This window comes from Amycolatopsis sp. N2S4-7 (assembly GCF_058119595.1).
The window spans coordinates 9,048,054-9,065,188 of the sequence record NZ_CP172299.1 but is presented as its reverse complement, the minus strand read 5'-3'; the positions used below and the strand labels follow the sequence as shown (position 1 = coordinate 9,065,188).

At 72.0% G+C, this 17,135-nt stretch carries 13 protein-coding genes; 3 read left to right on the top strand and 10 right to left on the bottom strand.

The genetic code is table 11. From position 1 onward, the window contains the following. Positions 1-11: 11 nt before the first annotated feature. From ACH54P_RS42610 to ACH54P_RS42600, 3 genes are all read right to left on the bottom strand, one after another. Entirely contained in the window at positions 12-452 is a 441-nt protein-coding gene (locus ACH54P_RS42610; protein WP_489908976.1) for a hypothetical protein, read from the bottom strand. Then, complete coding sequence (locus tag ACH54P_RS42605) at positions 422-616, bottom strand: HC3 family zinc finger protein (RefSeq protein ID WP_489916954.1); 195 nt, start codon at positions 614-616, stop codon at positions 422-424. Before ACH54P_RS42605 ends, ACH54P_RS42610 begins: the two co-directional genes overlap by 31 nt. Before the next feature lie 99 nt (positions 617-715). Further along, entirely contained in the window at positions 716-1,288 is a 573-nt protein-coding gene (locus tag ACH54P_RS42600) for a TetR/AcrR family transcriptional regulator (protein ID WP_489908975.1), read from the bottom strand. A gap of 125 nt (positions 1,289-1,413) precedes the next feature. Here ACH54P_RS42600 and ACH54P_RS42595 point away from each other — a divergent pair, with 125 nt between their 5' ends. Continuing rightward, positions 1,414-2,784: an MFS transporter gene (locus ACH54P_RS42595; protein ID WP_489908974.1), complete on the top strand. Its 1,371-nt coding sequence runs from the start codon at positions 1,414-1,416 to the stop codon at positions 2,782-2,784. A gap of 42 nt (positions 2,785-2,826) precedes the next feature. Here the strand turns inward: ACH54P_RS42595 and ACH54P_RS42590 are convergent, their stop codons facing one another. The 6 genes from ACH54P_RS42590 to ACH54P_RS42565 form a co-directional block, all read right to left on the bottom strand. After that, the gene (locus ACH54P_RS42590) at positions 2,827-5,163 is read right to left on the bottom strand and encodes a GH92 family glycosyl hydrolase (protein WP_489908973.1); all 2,337 of its coding nucleotides are present in this window, start codon (positions 5,161-5,163) and stop codon (positions 2,827-2,829) included. A gap of 138 nt (positions 5,164-5,301) precedes the next feature. Then, the gene (locus tag ACH54P_RS42585) at positions 5,302-6,288 is read right to left on the bottom strand and encodes a Rossmann-fold NAD(P)-binding domain-containing protein (RefSeq protein WP_489908972.1); all 987 of its coding nucleotides are present in this window, start codon (positions 6,286-6,288) and stop codon (positions 5,302-5,304) included. Positions 6,289-6,354: 66 nt separating this feature from the next. Further along, a complete protein-coding gene (locus ACH54P_RS42580) occupies positions 6,355-7,803 on the bottom strand; it encodes an amidohydrolase (protein WP_489908971.1) in 1,449 nt (482 codons plus the stop codon). A gap of 283 nt (positions 7,804-8,086) precedes the next feature. Further along, positions 8,087-9,649, bottom strand: coding sequence for an ABC transporter permease (locus ACH54P_RS42575; RefSeq protein ID WP_489908970.1), 1,563 nt, complete (start codon positions 9,647-9,649; stop codon positions 8,087-8,089). Continuing rightward, a complete protein-coding gene (locus tag ACH54P_RS42570) occupies positions 9,646-10,554 on the bottom strand; it encodes an ABC transporter ATP-binding protein (protein ID WP_489908969.1) in 909 nt (302 codons plus the stop codon). Before ACH54P_RS42570 ends, ACH54P_RS42575 begins: the two co-directional genes overlap by 4 nt. Before the next feature lie 2 nt (positions 10,555-10,556). Further along, positions 10,557-11,171: a TetR/AcrR family transcriptional regulator gene (locus ACH54P_RS42565; RefSeq protein ID WP_489908968.1), complete on the bottom strand. Its 615-nt coding sequence runs from the start codon at positions 11,169-11,171 to the stop codon at positions 10,557-10,559. A gap of 235 nt (positions 11,172-11,406) precedes the next feature. Here ACH54P_RS42565 and ACH54P_RS42560 point away from each other — a divergent pair, with 235 nt between their 5' ends. Further along, the gene (locus ACH54P_RS42560; protein ID WP_489908967.1) at positions 11,407-14,640 is read left to right on the top strand and encodes a S8 family serine peptidase; all 3,234 of its coding nucleotides are present in this window, start codon (positions 11,407-11,409) and stop codon (positions 14,638-14,640) included. A 59-nt stretch (positions 14,641-14,699) separates the two neighbouring features. On the opposite strand, the gene ACH54P_RS42555 is transcribed toward ACH54P_RS42560, so the two are convergent. After that, positions 14,700-15,863 (bottom strand): ROK family transcriptional regulator, encoded by a 1,164-nt coding sequence (locus ACH54P_RS42555; RefSeq protein ID WP_489908966.1) that lies wholly within the window; start codon positions 15,861-15,863, stop codon positions 14,700-14,702. A gap of 117 nt (positions 15,864-15,980) precedes the next feature. Between ACH54P_RS42555 and xylA the strand changes: the two genes are divergently transcribed. Then, positions 15,981-17,129: a xylose isomerase gene (xylA, locus tag ACH54P_RS42550; RefSeq protein ID WP_489908965.1), complete on the top strand. Its 1,149-nt coding sequence runs from the start codon at positions 15,981-15,983 to the stop codon at positions 17,127-17,129. The last annotated feature ends 6 nt before the right edge of the window (positions 17,130-17,135 follow it).

Sequence of the window (17,135 nt, the reverse complement as noted above, 5' to 3'; positions counted from 1 at the left end):
CGAACGGCGGATCAATGCACGTGGAGGCACCTTTCGCACCGTTCGTGCCGGGCTGTCCGGCCGGTCGGGTCGGTGCCGTAGAACGGGAAGCACGCCGCGCCGCAGACGGCCAGGAAGATCGGCCCGCACCGGAGGGGGTGCGGGCCGACCTGGTGGGCGACGGCCAGTGCGCGCCGCCGTGCGCCCGCTTCGGGGAGCCAGCCGTGGTCCGGGAGGGTGGCGCGGACCCTGGCGTCCAGCTCGTCGGCGCGGGTGACGAGGTCCGCGCCGAGGTCCGTGAGCCGCTCCCCCAGGTCGCGGAGGATGTCCGGGCGCGGCGGCTCGTCCCCGACGGTCCTCGCCAGCCACGCCAGGTCGAGCGCGAGCGAGCCGTGGAGGTCGCGGATGCGGTCGAGCAGCCGGTGGTCCCGCTCGGCGTCGGTCAGCACCGCGCCAGCCACGCCGACGCGCATTTGCCACAGGTCGGGTCGAACCAATTCCCTCCGAGCTGCGGAACGTCGCGCACGGCGACGGTCACCTCTTCCCCGCACAATGTCACGAACCGTTCTTCCGGACGCGGAGGGAACGGCCCGTCGAACGCGTGGCGCTTTCCCTCCGCCTGCTGCCACCTCAACATGACGTCCATACAAGCTGTCCTGCCCGGCTGACACCAAGACACCGAGAGGGTGGTCGGCCGCGGAATCCGGCCTTCCGGCATCGCCCACGCGCAATCCGGTCAGCGGTCCTGCGCCGACCTCACCACGTCTTCCGCGAAGGCGACCGCCGACTTCACGCCTTCGTCGCCGAAGATCGGGCCGTTCGTGTACAGGCCGTCGATGATGAACATGATCCGGTCGGCCAGCCGTGCCGGCTCCGGTGCCGACGTCTCGGCGGCCAGCTCGCGCAGCTGCGTCCGCACCCGCACGAAGTGGTCCATCGACACGCGGTGGGCCGGGTGCTCCCGATCCGGGAACTCGGCGAAGGTGTTGCGCAGCGGGCACCCCCGCGTCCCGGGCTCGGTGACCCGCAGCCCCACCTCGCGCACCAGTTCCACCAGCTGCGGGCCGGGGCCGTCCGCCGCCGCCTTCGCGCCGGCGACGATGTCGTCCCAGTCGCCGCTGCAGCGCCTCAGGTAGGCCACGACCAGGTCGTCTTTTCCCGCGAACTGGCTGTAGAGCAGGTTCTTGCCGCACCCGCACTCGTCGATGATCTGCTGCATCCCGACGGCGTGCACGCCGTAGGCGTTGAACAGCCGGGTGGCGGTTTCGAGGATGCGCTCGCGAGCATCCGGCGTCGGCTTGCGCGGCATCCGCCCATCGTACCGGACCGGACGGTCCACATCTTGAATTCCCGGTTGACAACGCATCCCGGCCCCGGCCATGATTCGGACCGTTCGGTCCCGGACCGATCGGTCCGACTCAACTGGGGGTTGCCTTGACCGTCTCCGCCTCTCCGTCCGCGGTCCACGACCGCCTGACCCCGCGCGCCCGCGGCCTGCTCCTCGTGCTCTGCGGCGCCATGTTCCTCGACGCGCTCGACGTTTCGATGAAGGGCGTCGCGCTGCCCTCCATCGGCGCCGAGCTCGGCATGTCCACCGGCTCCCTGCAGTGGGTGGTCAGCGGTTACGTCCTCGGCTTCGGCGGCTTCCTGCTGCTCGGCGGCCGGGCCGCCGACCTGCTCGGCCGCCGCCGGATGCTGATCGGCGCGCTCGCGGTGTTCACCGTCGCGACCGCGCTCGGCGGCTTCGCCACCAGCGGGCCGCTGCTGGTCGCCGCCCGGTTCGTCACCGGGATCAGCGCCGCGTTCAGCGCACCCGCCGGGTTCTCGATCATCACGACGAGCTTCGCCGAGGGCCCGGTCCGCAACAAGGCGCTGTCGATCTACACCGCGACCGGCGCGACCGGCTTCTCGCTCGGGCTCGTCGCGGGCGGGCTGCTCACCGACGTCAGCTGGCGGTGGGTGTTCCACGCGCCGGTGCTCGTCGCGCTGGCCACGCTGATCGGCGCGTTCGCCGTGGTCCCGCGGTCCCCGGCCGCGCCGGGCCGGGGGTTCGACATCGCCGGCTCGGCGACCGTCACCGCGGCGATGCTGCTCCTGGTGTTCACGCTGGTCGAAGCGCCGGACGCCGGCTGGGCGTCGATCCGGACGCTCGGCTCCCTGGTGGCCGTCGCGGTGCTGCTGACGGCGTTCGTCGTGATCGAACGGCGGGTGGCGAGCCCCTTGGTGCGCCTCGGCATCCTGCGGTCCGGCGCGCTGGTGCGGGCGAACATCGCGGCGATGTCCCTGCTCGGCGGCTGGGTCGGCGCGCTGTTCATCATCACGCTGTACCTGCAGGGCACCCGCGGCTGGTCGGCGTGGCAGACCGGGCTGGCGGTGTGCCCGAGCGGGCTGGTCGTCGCGGTCCTGGCGCCGCGGATCGCCGCGCCGCTGGTCGGCCGGTACGGCTCGGGACGCGTGGCGCTGGCCGGCCTGGCGTCGTCGGTGGCGGCGTACGCGCTGCTGCAGTTCCTCGACGGCGCGGCCGGCTACGCGACCCTGATGCTGCCCGCGTTCCTGCTGGTGGGGCTCGCGTTCACGCTCACCTACGGCCCGCTGACGATGGCGGCCGCGGACAGCGTCCCGGCGGCCGACCAGGGCCTGGCCGGCGGGCTGGTGAACACGGCGTTCCAGGTCGGGCCGGCGTTGGCGCTGGGGGTGGTGACGGCGGTGCAGGCCGCCGGTGGCCTGCGGGCCGCGTTGGTGGTCCCGCTGGTCGTGGCCGTGCTGGGGGTGGCCGCGATGCTCCCGTCCCTGCGCCGCGCCTGAAAGCGTGACGGCCTCCCCGGTGCCGGGGAGGCCGTCACGGTGTCACATGGCGGGTGGCGCCGACTTCGTGCCCCACGCCGTGGGCGTGTCACTCAGCCGGAACCGGATCTTGCCCGCGCGGAGCAGGTCCGCGTGGGAGATCCAGCTGCGGTCGTAGCTCCGGTGTCCGATCTGGACGTCCTTTGTGTACTGCAGCTTGGACGCGCTCGCGCCGGGTGCCTCGATCTCGATCTTGCGGCCGCCGGCCGGGCGGATCTCGACCTTCTCGAACATCGGCGTGCTGAGCAGGTACGTCCCGGAGCCGGGCTGGGCCTCGAAGACGCCGGTCATGCCGAAGACCAGCCACGACGAAATGGTGCCGAGGTCGTCGTTGCCGGGCATGCCGTAGGGCGTGTCGGTGAAGAGCGTCCGCGCCGCGCGCAGCACGGCCGAGGTCTTCCACGGCGCGCCGGTCCAGCTGTACATCCAAGGCGCGTGCAGGTCGGGCTCGTTGTTGGGGTTGAAGGCGAAGTTGTTGTGGTAGTCGTACGCGCCGTGGACCCAGGAGTCCTTGGCGGCCTTCGCCGGGTCGGTGAGCAGCAGCGGCATGTCGAAGAAGGTGTCGAGCCGCTGTTCGGCCTGTGCGGGGCCGCCCATCAGGCCGAACAGCTTCGCCGTGTCCTGCTGGGCGAGCCACTGGTACTGCCACGGCGTGCCCTCGTGGAAGCCGGTGGACTTCGCCGGGTCGGGGTCGCCGACGCCGGTGCCGTCCGCGGCCTTCGTGCGCGGGAAGCCGGTGAAGCCGTGGGATTCGACGCTGGTGTCCCACAGGTGGGTGAAGTTGCCGCACCGGTCGCGCAGCGTCTTCGCCTTGTCCTGGTAGCCCAGCCCGGAAGCCATGGTGGACAGCGCGCAGTCGGCGAGGGCGTACTCGAGGGTCGCCGAGCCGGCCTGGCGGGTGTCGCCGTAGGTGTAGCCGGGCAGGTCCTGGTAGCCGATCCAGCCGTTCTTCACGTAGGTCGGGTTGCCGTCCCGGCCGCGGAAGACGGACTGGTCCGCCGGCACTTCGTTGGCGTTGCGCCACAACGCGTCGAAGAGCCGGCGCGCCGTCTGGTCGTCGAGGAGGCCGCGGCGGTAGTTGTCGACCACCCACGGCGTGACGGGGTCGCCGCTCATGACGTTCGTCTCGCCGCCGGCGAGCGCCCAGCGCGGGACCCAGCCGCCGTCCTGGTAGATCTTGAGGACGGACTTGGTCATGTCCGCGGCCTTGTCCGGGTGCAGGAGCGCGACCAGCTGGTTCTGCGAACGGTAGGTGTCCCACAGGGAGAACATCTGGTAGTACGTGTCCCGGCTGCGGTGGACCTGGTCGTCGAAGCCGCGGTAGGAACCGTCCACATCGGACCCGACGGACGGGTGCAGCAGCGACCGGTACAGCGCGCTGTAGTAGGTCCGCTGGTCGGCGGTGGTCCCGCCGGCGACGCGCAGGCGGTTCAGCTCGTCTTCCCAGGTGTCGTGGGCCGCCTTGCGCGCTTTGTCGAACGACTTGGGCTGCTCGGTGGTGCGGTTCAGCCGGGCGCCGTCGATGGAGGTGTAGGAGAGGCCGACGGAGGCGCCGACCTGGCTCTTGTCGCTGCCGAAGGTGAGCCAGGCGCCGGTGCGCTGGGAGCCGAGCTTGGCGTCGCGCTGGTTCGCTGTCAGCTTGTTGTCGGTCCAGGTGCCGAAGCCGGTGAACTTGCGGTCGAACTTGGCGGAGAAGAAGACCTTGTAGCGCTCCTTCTGCGTCTCCCAGCAGAAGTTGCCGCCCTGCAGCCAGCCTTCGACGGTGTCGTCGCCGACGACGTGGACGTCCCCGGCGTAGGTGTAGCCGTTGCTCTCGCCGACCTCGATGAGGACGTTCTCGCTCGTCGCGCCGGCGGGGAAGGTGTAGCGGTGCTGGCCGGTGCGCTGGGTGGCGGTCAGCTCGGCTTCGATGCCGTTGTCGAGCTCGACCCCGTAGTAGCCGGGTTGCCGGGTTTCGTTGGCGTGGCTGAACTTGGCGCCGTACTGCGCGGGGTCACTGCTGGTGACGGCGCCGGTGGTCGGCATGAACCGGAAGTTGCCCATGGTCTGGCAGCCGACGCCGGAGAGGTGGGTGTGGCTGAAGCCGAGGGTGGTGTCCTGCGCGTAGTCGTAGGACGCGTACTTCTTGAGCTGGGTGTCCGGGCTGAGCTGCACCATCCCGAAGGGGGTGGTGGCGCCCGGGAAGGTGGTGCCGTCCCCGTTGTTGCCGATCGAGGTGTCGACGAGGGTGGTGGGGTCGTCGGCGAATCTCGGTTGGCTCTGGGCCTCGGCGGGTGTCGCGAGGGCCATGGCGGTGGCCCCGGCGAGCAGGGTGGCAAGGACGCGCGTCCGCGTTCTCATCCGTTTCCTCCTGACAACGTTGTCAAATCCACGGTGGGATCTTTTCCGTTGTCCGGTGGACAAATCAAGCCCCGAAGGTCGCCCAGCATCTGCGGGCCGTCCGCGGCGATGACGACCTGGTGGGCGAAACCGGTCCGGTCAGCCGAGGGCGTCGAGCAACTCGCGCTCGCGCCGCGCGCTGAGGCCGGCGCGCCGTTCCCGGTCCAGCCCCTGCTCGCGTTCCCAGCTCAGCGTGTCGGCCAGCAGCTCCGCCCGGGGCCGGTGACGCAGCCCCGCGGCGCGCGCCGCGGCCCCGTCCCGGGCCGACCACCCTTCCCAGCCCGGCTCGACCAGCCACATCGCCAGCGATTCGGGCCCCATGTACTCGGCCACGCCGTTGGCGAGCAGCCACGCCGGTTCGGCGGCGACCACCGGACCGGTGTGCCCGCCGGCGGCGCGGGACAGCTCGATCCACTCGCCGAACGGGACGACCGGGCCGACAGCGTCGTAAGTGCCGGCGGTTCCCGTCTCCGCGGAGCCGAGCAGCCAGGCGGTGAGGTCCCGCACGTCGACCACCTGGGTGGGCACGGCCGGGGTGTCGGGGACCAGCATCGGCCCGCGCGGATCGCGGGCGGCGCGGGCGACCCAGTAGCCGGAGCGCCCGGTGTGGTCGCCCGGGCCGCCGATGAGCCCGGCTCGGGCGATCAGGAGGCGGTCGCCCACCGCGGCCGTCGACGCCTGCTCGCAGGCGACCTTCGCCTCGCCGTACAACTCGCGGTCGACCTCGCTCCGGTCCGTCGGGGCGAGCAGGGCCGCGGACTCGTCCGCCCCCGGCGTGGCGTGGGAGGCGTAGACGTTGCCGGACGAGACGTACACCCAGTGCCCCGCCTTGCCGCCCAGCGCGTCGAGCGCTCCCCGGACGAAGCCCGGCTGCCACGACACCTCGACGACGGCGTCCCACACCCGGTCGAGCAGGGGCTCGTACGCCGACGGAGCACGCCGGTCGGCGGCGACCAGTGTCGCTCCGTCCGCGACTTCCCCGCTCTCGCCCCGCGCGAGGCAGGTCACCCGATGGCCGCGTTCGATCGCCTGCCGCGACAGCTCCCGGGCCACCCAGGCCGTTCCGCCCAGGACCAAGATCTCCATACGGACACACAACCACGGGATCGCCGCCCCACCGGGCGGATTCGCTGACAGCGGACGCCTCGTGCCTCAGATCTGGTGCGTCACGTGGCCACCGAGGATCGTCGCCGTCACGGGGAGGTTGCGCAGGTCCGCGGGTGACAGGACCGACGGGTCCGCCGCCGTCACCATCAGGTCCGCCACGTCCCCCACCGCTACTCCGCGGCGGCCGCCCGAGGCTGCGGCCAGGGCGTCGGCGAGGGGGATCGCTTGCTCCGGGTGCCACGGCGGGCGGTCGTCGTCCGTGCGGGAGATCGCCGAGGCAATTCCGTCCCACGGGTCCAGCGGGGCCACCGGCGCGTCCGAGCCGAACTCCAGGCGGGCTCCCGATTCCAGCAACGAGCGGTAGGGGAACGCCCGCGACGTGCGGCCGTGCCAGTGGCGGTCCGCGACGTCGCGGTCGTCCGGCTGGTGGGCCGGCTGGACCGCCGCGATCACGCCCAGCGCGGCAAAACGCGGGATGTCGGCGGGCGCGAGGAGCTGCGCGTGCTCGATCCGGCCCGGGCAGCCGACCTCCTCGAACGCGTCCAGCGCGATCGTGTTCGCCCGGTCGCCGATCGCGTGCACCGCCGGGAGCAGGCCGTGCGCGAAAGCCCGTTGCATCAACGGAACCAGCGCGGACGGCGGGAGTTCGAGCGAGCCCGGCGAGTCGCCGCCCGGGTAAGGGTCGTGGCAATAGGCCGTCCTGGTGTTCAACGACCCGTCCACGAAGAGCTTGAACGGGCCCACCGTGAGCAGCCCGCCCGAGTCCGGCAGGACGTCACCGGTGCGGTGACCGCGCTCGATCGCCTGGTCCAGCAGGTACCGGGCGATCACGCACGAGATCCGGGCCGACGGCGCGCCCCGGCGGGTCCAGTCCGCCACCGTGTCCGCGTACTCGTAGTCGGCGATCTCCGTCACGCCCCGCGCGGCCGCCGCGGACACCGCTTCCGCCACCCACTGGTCCTGGACGTCGATCGCGGCCGTCGGCAGCTGGGCCGTCGCACTCATGCAGTCGTTCTCCAGCAACACACCCGTCGGGTGGTCGCGGCCGATCAGCTTCAGCGCCGCCGGGCTCAGCCACAGCGTGTGCAGGTCCGCGCTGAACAACGCGACCGCGCGCCCCGGCAGCGCCCGCTGCAGCAGGTCCTTGTGCGGCTTGTCCGGCCACAGCCCGTCGCGGAATCCCGCGCCCACGACCAGTTCCGCCGCCGGCGCCGGCGTCGCCAGCAGGTGGGCGAGCAGCAGCTCGATCGCCTCCGCCGCCGACCGCGCCGCGTCCAGGGGGATCCGCCGCCGGGACGTCGCCCACTGCACGAGGTGGACGTGCGCGTCGACCAGCCCCGGCAGCAGCGTCCCGCCGTGCCCGTCGACGACCCGCGCCGCGAACCCGGCCGAACCCGGCTCGGTGATCGCTGTGACGCGGCCGTCGTTCACCCGGACGTCCGCGAGCTCCCCGCCGAGCCCCGGCCGCACGCGGCGCAGCAGTAGATCATCCATGCGGACCACCCTGCCAGCCCGACCCCGTCCGGGTGAAGCACGGCGTGAGATGGGAATGAGATGGGTATCAGCTACCGTTGTAATCCTTGGCAGCCGTCGCCCGCCGAAGGGTCAGGGCCGGTCCATGGGCGCCGCCTTCACAAGCCGCGCAGGGTTCGACTCCCTCGGTTGCCGCTCGATTCCCGGGGCGAGGCCTGTGCGCGGAAAGCGTGCACCAGCCTCGCCTCGATGTGTCTCCTGGGGGTCGAACCCCCAGCCCCCCCGCCGTGGTCGCGTATCCGTGTCACCCCACCGGAATGTCACGCCTTCGCAACGCCGCCAGGCCACCCACGCCGGCGACCACCGCGATCGCCACCAGGCAGAGCACTGGCGTCACCGAGAACGTTCCGCCCGGCAGCCGGGCCACGTGGGCGAACGGGGAAATCCCCAGCACCGCCTCGTCCCACTGCAACGCCGATCCCACGAGCGACAGCAGCAGGAACGCCGCCAGCAGTCCCCACGCCGCCGCCGCGAAACGCGGGACGAAACCGATCAGGGCCGCCGCCAGACCGGCCAGCACCCACACCGCCGGCAGCTGGGCGAGCGCCGCCGGGACCAGCGAAGCGCCGCTCCCGTACGCCAAACCGGTCGCCAGCCCCGTCACCGCCACCAGCAGCGCCGAGCCGAACACCGCGAACGTCAGGTGCGCGAGGGCCCAGCCGAGCCGGCCGACCGCCGTCGCCAGCACCGGTTCCGCCCGGCCGGCCGCCTCTTCCGCACGCAGCTTCAGCGTCGCCTGCACGGCGTAACCCGCCGCCGCCAGGCCGAACAACGTCATCGTCCCGGCCAGGTACGCGTCCATCACCGCGCCCCCGCCGCCCATGCGGGAGAACAGGTCCGCGACGGCCTGGTTGTCCCGCATCATGTCCCCGACGTTCTGCGCGACCCCGCCCATCAGCAACCCGACGAGCGCCAGGCAAACGGTCCAGACCAGCAGCGTCCCCCGCTGCAGCCGCCAGGCCAGCGCCAGCGGCGACCGCAGCGACGCCTTCGCCGTGGCCCGCCCCAGCCGGGCCGGGAGCAGCGCCGCACCGAGGTCGCGACGCGCCGACAACGCGACGGCCAGCACCACCAGCAAACCGGTCGCGAAGACCCCCAGGCCGAGGACCCACCACCGTTCCCCCGCGAACGGCCGGAGCCGGTGCGCCCAGCCGATCGGCGACAGCCACGCGAGCCAGCCCGCGGAACCGCTGCTGTCGCCCGCCGCGCGCAGCAGGAACGCCAGCACCAGCACGCCGATCCCGGTCCCGCGCGCCCCGCCCGCGCCCCACGTGAGCTGCGCGGTGACCGCGCCGACGCCGGCGAACACCCAGCCCGCCAACGTGAACCCGCCGCCCAGCGCGAACGCACCCGCCGCCGGGACACCCTGCGCGGCGACGCCGAGCCCGACCACGAGGCCGTGCACCAGGCACGCGCCGCACGTGGCGAGCACGGCCGCCGCCAGACCCGCGTGCCGCCCGACGACGGTCGCGCCGGTGAGCTCCCGGCGACCCGCCTCCTCCTCGGTCCGGGTGTGCCGGACGACGGTGAGCAGCGCGATCAGCCCGACGACGACCGGGACGAACCCGCACTGCCAGGCCAGCAGGTTCCCCACGGACGGCCCGTACAGCGGGCCGTTGCGGACGACGAAGGTCGCGCTGGTCACGTTGAGGTCGTAGAAGTGCTGCCGCGCCGCCGCGTCCGGGTAGGCCGCCTCGATCGACGACAGATAACCGATCGGCGCGAGCGCCAGCCCCAGGATCCACACCGGCATGAGCAGCCGGTCGCGGCGCAGCACCAGCCGCAGCAGCGACCAGGTGCCGGTCATCGGACCGCTCCGACCGGCTCGTCCTGCTGGTAGTGGCGGAGGAACAGCTCCTCGAGCGTCGGCGGACGGCTCACCAGGTTCCGCAGCCCGGCTTCGGCCAGGTGCCGCATGACGTCGTCCAATTCGGACTGGTCGACGGACAGGTGGACGTGCGAGCCGTACGAGCTCAGGTCGTGGACCCCCGGCAGCGAGGCCAGCTCCGCCGGCACGCGCGCGAGCGAGGCGTCGATGGTGATCCGGCCCAGGTGGCGCAGTTCGTCGAGGGTGCCCGACTCGACGGTGCGGCCGGCCCGGATGATCGTGACGCGGTCGCACAGCGCCTCGACCTCGGAGAGGATGTGCGACGACAGCAGCACGGTCCGGTCGCCGCGCTCGCGTTCCTCCTCGATCACCTGCCGGAAGACCTCCTCCATCAGCGGGTCGAGCCCGGACGTCGGCTCGTCGAGGACCAGCAGCTCGACGTCGGACGCGAGCGCGGCGACCAGCGCGACCTTCTGCCGGTTGCCCTTCGAGTACGTCCGGCCCTTCTTGCGCGGGTCGAGGTCGAAGCGCTCGACGAGCCCGGCGCGGCGCCGGCCGTCGAGCCCGCCGCGCAGGCGGCCGAGCAGGTCGATGACCTCGCCGCCGGTGAGGTTGGGCCAGAGCGTGACGTCGCCCGGCACGTAGGCGAGCCGCCGGTGCAGCTCGGTGGCGTCCCGCCAGGGATCGCCGCCGAGCAGGGTGGCCCGGCCGCCGTCGGCCCGCATCAGCCCCAGCAGGACGCGGATCGTGGTGGTCTTGCCGGCGCCGTTGGGCCCGAGGAACCCGTGCACCTCGCCGGTGTGGACGGTCAGGTCGAGCCCGTCGAGGGCCCGCGTCCGGCCGAACGCCTTGGTGAGGCCGTCGGCGGTGATCGCTTCGGCCATCGTCATTCCTTCCGTCGGTAGGCGGCCAGCGCTTCGCGGGCCTTGTCGAGAACTTCGGAGTCGCCGAGCGGGTTCAGGAACAGGTGCCCGGCGGCCAGCGACATCCGCAGCATCGCCTCGTGCGTGCCCGGCTCCTCGCCGAGCGCCCGGGCGACGTGGTCCTGCAGGATCATCAGCCCGCCGGTCATCGCGGCGAGCGCGGCGGCGACGCCCCGCGGGTCGGGCAGGTCCATGCCCTGCTCGCGGAAGTAGCGTTCGGTGCCGTCGACGATCTCGACGAACTGCGCGGCGGCGGCTTCGGAGCCGTCGATCATCGCGCGGCCCAGGTAGCGGCGGAAGAGGAGCTGCCGGGCGTCGAACGTCGGGAGGAACCCGGGGTCGGCGATGCCCTTCGCCAGCACCTCTTCCTTGAACTTCAGCAGCTCGTCGAAGACGTAGGTGTCGCACGCCTCGCGCAGGCCGTCCTTGGAGCCGAAGTGGTGGCGGATCAGGCCGCCGGAGACGCCGGCCGCCTTGGCGATGTCGAGGATCGACGTCTTTTCCATGCCGCGCTCGGTGAAGAGCCTGATCGCGGCGTCGCGGATGCGGGCCCGCGCGGTGAGGTCTTCGGAGCTCATACCCGTCCTATATTCCCGTGTAGTCGACTACACGGAAATATAGCCCACTACATGTGCGTATAGCAAGGCGGCACTTTCACGCGAAGGTGCCGCTTCACGTGACCGCCCAACCGCTCAGTCCGTTAGGCCATTCGGCTCGCAACCAATTGCGGTCTATGGGCTAACTGTCTTATTGCTGCCGAAGATCCCACCCTGTGTACTGCTCGGACGCACATCTTCACGAAGGGTCGTTTCAGTGACACAGCACAGATCGCGCTGGAGACGGCGGGCCGGGATCACCGTCCTCGCCACCGCACTCGGCGCCTCCGTCCTCGGCGTCGCCGTTCCCGTGGCGTCCGCCCAGCAGGCCCCGCCGACCAACGGCGCCGCCGACGGCAAGACCCTCGACGAGCACGACCGCGCGCTCGTCGCCGAAGCCGAGAAGGCCGGGAAACCCGATGTCACGCTGCTGATCGCGGCGGAAAAGGGGCAGACCGGCGCCGCCGTGAACGAGCTCAAGGCGCTCGGCGGAACGGTCCAGTCCACCGACACGAAGCTGGACTACGTCAAGGTCAGCGTCCCGACGGACAAGGCCGAGAAGGCCGCGAAGCTCAAGTCGGTCAACGCCGTCGACGTCGACGGCCTCGTCTACCGCGACGACCCGAAGCTCGACGGCGCGCAGGACCCGGCGCCGCAGCCCGCGCCGGGCAAGAACACCCCGCGCGTCAACCCGTACCTGCCGACCGGGGACACCTACGCGGCGCAGTTCGGCCAGGTCCTGCCCAACTGGGACGGCAAGGACACCACGGTCGCGGTGCTCGACTCCGGCGTCGACCTCGACTCCCCCGCGCTGGCCACCACCAGCCACGGCGAACGCAAGATCGTCGACTGGTACAACGCCAACGCCACCAACTCCGGCGACGGCACCTGGGTCAAGCAGTCCGCCGCGACCTACACCGGCACCTTCACCGCGAACGGCAAGAGCTGGACGGCCCCGGCGACCGGCGGCCCGTACACGTTCGGCCTGTTCACCGAGACCGCGGGTGACCTGGGCGCCGCGGACAGCGAGACCGGCGGTGACGTCAACCGCGACGGCGACCGGGCCGACTCCTGGGGCGTGCTGCAGGACAGCGTCACCAAGGAGGTCCGGGTCGACCTCAACGGCAACGGCGACTTCTCCGACGAGAAGCCGATGATCGACTACAACAAGAAGTACGACGTCGGCTTCTTCGGCACCGACAACCCGGCGACCGACATCGCCGAGCGGATGGCCTTCGTGGTCCAGACCGACAAGGCGGGCTACGTCGGCATCGGCATCGCCGGCGCCGAGCACGGCTCGCACGTCGCGGGCATCGCCACCGGCAACGACCTGTTCGGCGGCCGGATGGACGGCGCGGCCCCGGGTGCGAAGGTGCTCGCGGTCAAGGTCTGCCTCACCGGCAGCGCCTGCACCTCGAGCGGCCTGGTCGACGGCGTCGTCTACGCCGCCAGCCACGGCGCGGACGTCATCAACATCTCGATCGGCGGCCTGCCGGCGCTCAACGACGGCAACAACGCCCGCGCGGAGCTCTACAACCGCACGATCGCCGAGTACAACGTCCAGATCTTCATCTCGGCCGGCAACAGCGGCGCCGGGGCGAACACCGTCGGCGACCCGTCGGTGGCTTCGGACGCGATCTCGGTCGGCTCGTACATCACCAAGGAGACCTGGCTGTCGAACTACGGCTCGGTCACCAAGAACGCCGAGTCGCTGCACCCGTTCTCCTCGCGCGGCCCGCGTGAAGACGGCGGCTTCAAGCCGGACATCATCGCGCCCGGCGCGGCGATCTCCACCACCCCGCGCTGGGAGGCGCCGAGCCCGGTGGCCGGCACCTACAGCCTGCCGGCCGGCTACGCGATGCTGCAGGGCACGTCGATGGCGGCGCCGCAGGCGACCGGCGCGGCGGCGCTGCTGGTGAGCGCGTACAAGGCGACGCACAACGGGCAGCGGCCGCCGGTCGCGCAGCTGCGCGCGGCGATCAAGTCGACCGCGCGGTTCGTGCCGGGCATCGGCGCGTACGCCCAGGGCGCGGGGCTGTTCAACGTCCCGGCCGCGTTCGTCGCGCTTTCGCTCAACCCGAAGCCGGACGCCGTTTCGACGTCGGTCGAGGTGCACACCGCGCTGTCGGGCCTGCTGGCCAAGCCGAACACCGGCGTGGGCATCCACGACCGCGAAGGCGTGACCACGGGCAAGGCGTACAGCCGGACGTACACGATCACCCGCACCACGGGTTCGGCGCACCCGGTGCCGTACTTCGTGCGGTGGGTCGGCAACGACGGCACGTTCTCCTCGGGGTCCACGGTGGTCCTTCCGCTGAACACCCCGGTGTCGTTCACCGTCGGCGTCAACCCGAAGAGCGCGGGCGTGCATTCGGCCCTGCTCTACCTGGACAACCCGCTGACCGTCGGCATCGACGTGCAGACCCTCAACACGGTCTTCGCGCCGCAGGAGTTCACCGCCGCCAAGGGCTACCAGGTCGACGTCTCCGGCAAGGCCGCCCGCAACCAGGCGACCAGCTACTTCGTGCGGGTGCCGCAGGGCGCCAGCGCGCTGAAGGTGGATCTGGACGCCGGCGGCGGCGCCCCGGGCAAGGGCCAGGTGCGGTTCCTGCGCTACGACCCGACCGGTGTGCCGGCCGAGGCGAGCACTTCCACGACGTACTGCTACCTGCCCGACGCGGGCGCGGGCTGCCCCGGCGGTACGCCGACCAGCCGCACCATCGCCAACCCGCTGCCGGGTGTGTGGGAGATCGTCGTCGAAGCGCGCCGGACGTCCGATGTGGACGATGCGGCGTACAAGCTGTCGGCGTCGGTGCTGGGCACGGCGATCTCGCCGAACCCGGACACGATCGCCTCGGCCACGCTGAACACGCCGATCTCGCGGTCCTACACCGTGCAGAACACCCTCGGCGCGTTCAACGGCCACCTGATCGGCGCGACGCTGGGCAGCGCCAAGACCCAGCGGCCGTCGATCACCGAGGGCGTGCAGCAGCAGTACCAGATCGCGGTGACGCCGGGCTCGACGGCGCTGACCGTGACGATCGGCAAGACGTCCGACGTCGGCGCCGACCTGGACCTGGTGCTGTACAACTGCTCGACCGGCTCCTGCGTGCAGGCGGGGTCGAGCGCGGACGGTGACTCCGAGGAGTCGGTGACCGTGGCCAACCCGGCCGCGGGCACGTGGGTCGCGCTCGTCGACGGGTACGCGGTGCCGAGCGGCAGCACCGAGTACGACTACCTCGACGTGTTCACCAACCCGGCGTTCGGTTCGGTCGCGTTGTCCGACCCGGTCGCGGCGCACGCGTCGGGCAGCTCGTGGACCGTGCCGGCGACGGTGACCGCCACGGCCGCCCCCGCGGCGGGCCGGACCCTGCGCGGTCAGCTGACCGTGCAGACCGACACCGGTGTCACGGTCGGCACCTCGCTGGTGCAGATCACCGCGGTGAGCTAGTCGGTTCGTGAAGGCCGCCTTGCGGGACTCCGTGTCCCGCAAGGCGGCCTTCACCCTTTTCAGGCCTCCTGGGCCCGGGTCAGGAACGGCGCCGGATCGGCCAGCACCCGGTGCACCACCCGGCCCGCGGCGCCGAGCGTCGCGGCGTCGACGCCGAGGCGCGAGGCCGACAGCACCGGCGGGGCACCCCGGAGCCCGCCCAGGCGGGTGGCCAGGACCTCCGACACCGGCCCGGACAACCACGGGTAGAGCTGCGTGAACACCCCGCCCAGCACGATGCGGTCGAGGTCGAGGAGGTTCACCGCCGACGTCAGCGCGATGCCCAGGGCCCGTCCCGCCGCCGCGCACGCCGCCACCGCCACGCGATCGCCGCGCTCGAGGGCGGCCAGCAACGCCGGCACGGACCCCGCGTTTCCCGCCGCCAGCAACGCTTCCTGTCCCGCGTACGTTTCGAGGCAGCCGTTCCCGCCGCACCGGCAGGCGGCGCCCTCCGGCGCCACCACGACGTGGCCCAGCTCGCCGGCCAGCCCGGTCGCGCCGGAGAACAGCACGCCGTTCACGACCAGGCCCGCGCCGATACCGACTTCGCCGGAGACGTAGAGGAAGTCGCGCTCGCCGTCGCCGTACCAGAGCTCGCCCAGCGCCGCCAGGTTCGCTTCGTTGTCCAGCTCGACCGGGATCGGCAACCGCAGCAGGTCGGCCGGGCGGACGTCCTGCCAGCCGAGGTTGGGGGCGCTGAACAGCACGCCGTCGCCGACCGGGCCGGACACCGCCAGCACCGCGCCCGCCACCTCCAGCCCGAGCCGGTGGGTCTCCGTGAGCGCCTCCGTCGCCAGCGCCTGCAGCTCCCCGAGTACCTTCTTCGGCCGCGAGCCCCGGTTGTCGCGCTCGCGGCGGGCGGCGAACCGGACCCCGCCGGTGAGGTCGAGCACGCGCGCCGCGAGGTAGTCGACGTTGATCTCCAGCCCGAGCGACGCCACGCGCGCTCCGCTGAGCACGACCTCCACCCCCGGCCGGCCCCGCTCGCCCGCCCGCGCGGGCCCGGTCTCGGCGAGCAGCCCCGCTTCGACCAGGTCGCCGACGAGCTTCGACACCGTGGACTTGGTCAGCCCGGTGATCTCGGCGAGCGCGGCCCGGGTCAGCGGGCCGCCGCGGCTGACCGCGCCCAGCACGACCTCGAGGTTGCGAGCGCGCATCGAGTCGTGCCGCACGGCCTGGGTCATCGCGTCCTCCTGCCGGGCACACCGGGTGTTTCCGCGAAGACCTTAGCCGCCCCTTGACGCCCGGGACCCTCGCGGCGCATATTTAGTCTACAACGTGAACTAAATGAAGGGACAGTCATGAGCGACTACGCCCCCCAGCCGGCCGACAAGTTCACCTTCGGCCTCTGGACCGTGGGCTGGCCCGCGAACGACCCGTTCGGGGTCGCCACGCGGCCGCCGCTGGACCCGGTGGAGAGCGTGCACCGGCTGGCGGAACTGGGCGCCTACGGCGTGACCTTCCACGACGACGACCTGCTCGCGACCGAGCCGGACCGCGACAAGGCGATCGAAGCCTTCCGCAAGGCGCTCGCCGAGACCGGCCTCAAGGTCCCGATGGCGACGACGAACCTGTTCACGCACCCGGTGTTCAAGGACGGCGGCCTGACCAGCAACGACCGGGACGTCCGGCGGTACGCGCTGCGGAAGGTGCGCCGCAACCTCGACCTCGCGGCCGAGCTGGGCGCGGAGACGTACGTCGTGTGGGGCGGCCGCGAAGGCGCCGAGTCCGACGCCGCGAAGGACGTCCGGGCGGCACTGGCCCGCTACAAGGAGGGCCTGGACCTGCTCGCCGACTACGTCGTCGAGAAGGGCTACTCGCTGCGCTTCGCGCTGGAGCCCAAGCCGAACGAGCCGCGCGGCGACATCCTGCTGCCGACCATCGGGCACGCGCTGGGCTTCATCTCCCAGCTCGCGCGCCCCGAGATGTTCGGGCTCAACCCGGAGGTCGGGCACGAGCAGATGGCCGGGCTGAACTTCGTGCACGGCATCGCGCAGGCGCTGTGGCAGGGCAAGCTCTTCCACATCGACCTCAACGGCCAGCACGGCCCGAAGTACGACCAGGACCTGATCTTCGGCCACGGCGACGTCAAGAGCGCGTTCTTCCTGGTCGACCTGCTGGAGAACGGCGGCTACGACGGCCCGCGGCACTTCGACTACAAGCCGCTGCGCACCGAGGACCCCTCGGACGTGTGGGTGTCGGCGGCGGCGAACATGCGGACCTACCTGATCCTCAAGGAGAAGGCCCGCAAGTTCCGTGAGGACCCGGAGGTCGTGGAAGCCCTGGCGGCGTCCCGGGTCCCGGACCTCGCGACGCCGACGCTGGCCCCGGGCGAGTCGTTCGACGACCTGCTGAACGACGACTTCGACCTCGACGCGGCGGGCCGGCGCGGGTACCACTTCACCCGCCTGAACCAGCTGGCCCTGGAGCACCTCCTCGGCGTCCGCTGACGCGGA